The organism is Rhizobium sp. CCGE 510, assembly GCF_000292525.1.
Classification (GTDB): domain Bacteria; phylum Pseudomonadota; class Alphaproteobacteria; order Rhizobiales; family Rhizobiaceae; genus Rhizobium.
On record NZ_AEYF01000085.1, the window covers coordinates 1 to 4166 of the forward strand.

Genomic DNA, 4166 nt, shown 5'->3' on the forward strand with positions numbered 1-4166 from the left:
ACAGCCGCCCGTCCGGGTTCGAGCATGATCTCGACAACGCTCGCATCGTCGAGCGCGACGCAAAGCTGATCGCCAAGTGCGTCCTGGAGCTTGCGCACCAGACGCGAATGAGAAAGCAATTTGGTCACGCTACTTTCCTCGCGGCAGTGCGCTCTATGTCCGAGCGGTATCCGATGGGCCGCAAACGGACGAAGCTTGGCTGATCCGCCGGAAGACTGCCGGCGACCCCCTGCGTATCCCCGATAGATGTCGGTTCACCCAGGCGCCTCATGGGCCACCCGGCGCGTTTCAGAATGCGCTCAAAGCGAAGGTCTGTTGCCGTGACAATCTCGTTATAGCCGTTGGCGATCGACCACTCGACAATGCCGGCGAACATAGTGAGCGTGGCAAGGTGTAGATGGCCGCCTCCCCTCCTCGCTTCAAACGTGGTGTCCGCACAAAAGCGCGAGCTTTCGACCATTGCGGGATGAGCGGCGAGTGAGCCGTTCGCCAGCAATGCAGGAAACATGGCGGCAAGCATCGTCGGCCCCGAGGCAGGCAGAAGACGAGCGCAGCCCGCGACCCTGTGGTCATCATCGACGGCCAGGATGTAGGTCGGTGCAAGATCGTCGAAATCATCTCGCTCTTCGCCGTCCCTGACGGTCACGTCCCAGCCCATGCGCGATCCGAAGACCTCGGCACGAAGGCGGTGCATTTGAATCAGCAACCCGAGGTGCCGCGCATAATGATCCGGCGAAATGACTGTGATTTGCATGCTTCCACTCCGAGAATCGAACCCGGGCATACAGAAATCACCACGACTCGCTTATGGCCATATGCAGATCTGCACCTACGGGATCCCGCCGAATCGCGCTTTAGTGCGGGCCGGCAGACGAGGAATGTGTGGATGAGAGGATCAGAGCTGCTTTTCTAAGGTGGAGGTTGCGCTAAAGCGCACTGCGCTAAATATCAGATAAACAACGAAAAAGTGGCGTTCTTAAAGCGTCTTCGAGGTTAGCGTTAACCATTCATTAACCAAAAACGCCTTGCGAGGGCTGTCGAATCGAACATAGTAATCACGCTTTCCAGCAAAACTGTTTCGGAAAAGCGTTATTCTGACTTAGGTGATGAGATTGATCGTGGCGCAGGCTTCTAGTGTAGACATCGACTTTGACGAGGAAATCCTCGAGCAGGGTGAGCTTATTTCGGATAAGCTCAACATGTTGCGCCTTGAACAATACCCGCCGAATGCGGAAAAAGGCCTCCGATTGTTTTCATCCGCAGAGGCAGCTGATTTCCTCGGCGTGACCCAAAATCATATCAAGAAACTTCATCTCGAGGGCAAGGGTCCAGAACCACTCGTCACACCCTCCGGCCGACGTTCGTACACGGCGGAGCAGATGATGGAATTGCGCGCTTTTCTTGACAAGAACGGTCGAACCGACTTCAAGCGCTATGTCCCTCACCGGCGCGGAAGCGAAGCACTACAAGTGATCTCTGTGGTGAACTTCAAGGGTGGTAGTGGGAAGACAACAACCACTGCGCACCTTGCGCAGTACCTTGCTCTCACGGGCCACCGCGTACTTGCGATCGATCTTGACCCACAAGCTTCGCTGACCGCTCTTCACGGAATGCAGCCGGAACTTGACAAGAACCCTTCCCTATTCGAGGCGCTTCGTTACGACGACCAACGCAGCTCGATCAAGGATGTCATCCAGCCTACGAACTTTCCCGGCCTCGATATCATCCCCGCAAATCTTGAGCTCCAGGAATACGAGTACGAAACCCCGTTGGCGGCGTCTAACAAGACTTCTCCTGAAGGGCGAATGTTCTTTACCCGGATTTCTCAGGCCCTCAAGGAGGTGGATGACAGATACGACGTCGTTGTAATCGACTGCCCGCCGCAACTGGGCTACCTCACGCTCACCGCCCTGACCGCCTCTACCTCAGTTCTTATAACCGTGCATCCCCAGATGCTGGACATCATGTCGATGAGCCAGTTCTTGCTGATGCTCGGTGGGATCCTGCAGTCAATCAAAGGTGCTGGTGCGAAGGTTCGCCTGAACTGGTTCCGCTACTTGGTCACAAGGTATGAACCTACAGATGGGCCCCAAGCTCAGATGGTTGGCTTCATGCAGGCGATGTTCAACAAACGGATGCTCAATAATCAGATGGTCAAATCCACTGCGATCTCTGACGCTGGGATCACCAAGCAAACGCTATACGAAGTTGAACGAAGCCAATTCACCCGCTCGACATATGACCGTGCGATTGAAGCGCTTAATGCGGTCAATAGTGAAATTGTTTCCTTGGTACATAAAGCATGGGGGCGCAAATGACCCAACTATTGACAGCCGTGCAGAATGGCAAAAAGTTCCATGAAAACACTGTATTAGAGCGCGAAACGGGAGGCAAAGATGGCTAGAAAGCACCTCCTGACCAGCATTGGTACGAATACAGTGGACCGCCGGCTGACGGCCGACCCCTCTGAGAGCAGGGCTGAGTATGCGAGGCGCGGCGCGTCCCGTTCGATGATGCAGTCGCTGGACGAAATGGCAGAGAATTCAATGAGAGTATTCGAAGGAGAAACTATCGTTTCTCTTGATCCGGAGCTCCTCGAGCCCTCTCCCTTCGCAGATCGTATTGACAGCGACGATGACGAATTTGCTGCCCTCGTCAGTGCGATTGAACGGGCAGGGCAATCCTCTCCAGTATTGGTCAGGCCTCATCCAGATTCAGCCGGACGTTTTATCATCGTCTATGGCCATCGTCGTGCGCGTGCGGCACGCCAACTAGGGATTAACGTTCGCGCTGTCGTAAAGCCGATCGAGGACATCGCACATGTCATTGCCCAAGGGCAGGAAAACACGGCAAGATCGGACCTTACCTTCATCGAGAAGGCGTTGTTCGCGCGAAAACTGATTGGATCCGGGATCGATAAGGAATCGGTCAAGAGCGCTCTTACCATCGACGACACGCTCCTCTCACGTATGCTGGCAGTTGCTGAGCATGTTCCGGAAGACGTTCTGAATTATTTGGGCTCAGCGCGCGGGGTAGGAAGAGACCGGTGGGAGGAGCTCAAGAAACTCCTTTTAACTCCCGGTAAAGCGGAGCTCGCATGTTCTCTCGTTCAGAGCGAAGGGATCGTGAAGCTGCCGGTAGCTGATCGCTTTTCAGCTCTCCTCAGCGAGTTGAAGACCAAGAACAGAAAAAGGAAACCCGTGAACTCTAAGCCAGAGGAAAAAGCTTGGGCAATCGCGGAGAATTCGGTGAAGGTCGCGACAAAGGACACGGGCAACGGCTTTACTCTGGCCCTTAAGGCCAAGGACGCAGCCCGCTTTGGCGCGTACATTTCGCAGAACCTAGAGCACCTTTACGAGGAGTTCCAGCGGACGGAGCAAAACTGAAAAGCAAATAGCAGCAAAAGAAAAGGCCCCCGAAAAGAATTTCCGAAAGACCCTTCTCAAGTCTCGCAGCAAGAGAATCGCATTTCCCGGAATCACCGTCAAGAGTCTTTAAGGCTCAGCGCCGTTTCGGCGAGCAAATTTCTTTTGCCTAACGAAAGGTAAAAGGAAATGCGGATGCATATAGCAACGACGCCCTATGGGCGGCGGTCGATGACGCTCGGCCAAATTTCTAGACAAATGACGGTCAAGGCAGTGCAGCCCGACTCGGTCGCGCATAAATGGCACGTGTTCCAGGATGTGCGGGAGGCTCGAGAGCTTTTGGGCGCCACGGACCGCTCGCTCGCGATTCTGAATGCGCTGATGTCATTCCATCCAGAAACGACGCTGAGCAGTGGCGGCGAGCTTATCGTTTAGGCCATCGAATGAGTCAGCTTGCGGCACGGGCTAACGGTATGCCGGCGACCACGCTACGGCGGCACATCGCTGTGCTCGTCGATTGCGGGCTGGTCATTCGCCGCGACAGCCCGAACGGCAAACGCTTCGCGCGAAAGGGCAGGGGCGGAGAGGTTGAGCAGGCCTATGGCTTCGACCTTTCTCCGATCGTCGCGCGCGCGGAAGAATTCAAGAACCTGGCGGAGGCTATTCGAGATGAGAAGAAAGCTCACCGCGTTGCCAAGGAGCAGCTTACGCTTCTTCGTCGGGATATCGTCAAACTCATTGAGGTTGGCATTGAGGAGCGCGTTCCGGGCAACTGGGGACGGGTGTATCAGAGCTACCAGG

At 55.2% G+C, this 4166-nt stretch carries 3 protein-coding genes and 1 pseudogene; 3 read left to right on the top strand and 1 reads right to left on the bottom strand.

Going from position 1 to position 4166, the window contains the following annotated elements:
- Positions 1-124: 124 nt before the first annotated feature.
- Positions 125-754, bottom strand: a complete 630-nt coding sequence (gene traI / locus RCCGE510_RS32455) for an acyl-homoserine-lactone synthase TraI (protein WP_037080859.1) — start codon at positions 752-754, stop codon at positions 125-127.
- 361 nt (positions 755-1115) lie between these two features.
- On the opposite strand from traI, the gene repA reads away from it, so the two are divergent.
- The 3 genes and pseudogenes from repA to repC form a co-directional block, all read left to right on the top strand.
- The gene (gene repA / locus RCCGE510_RS32460; RefSeq protein WP_240539737.1) at positions 1116-2318 is read left to right on the top strand and encodes a plasmid partitioning protein RepA; all 1203 of its coding nucleotides are present in this window, start codon (positions 1116-1118) and stop codon (positions 2316-2318) included.
- Between the two features lie 78 nt (positions 2319-2396).
- Positions 2397-3386, top strand: a complete 990-nt coding sequence (gene repB / locus RCCGE510_RS32465) for a plasmid partitioning protein RepB (protein ID WP_007637778.1) — start codon at positions 2397-2399, stop codon at positions 3384-3386.
- Positions 3387-3554: 168 nt separating this feature from the next.
- Positions 3555-4166: pseudogene (repC, locus tag RCCGE510_RS32470) on the top strand (plasmid replication protein RepC); the annotation flags it as partial.

What these genes read in the sequence shown, in the direction of transcription:
- traI (WP_037080859.1), bottom strand. Translation starts at nt 754, where the DNA reads ATGCAAATCACAGTCATTTCGCCGGATCATTATGCGCGGCACCTCGGG.
- repB (WP_007637778.1), top strand. Translation starts at nt 2,397, where the DNA reads ATGGCTAGAAAGCACCTCCTGACCAGCATTGGTACGAATACAGTGGAC.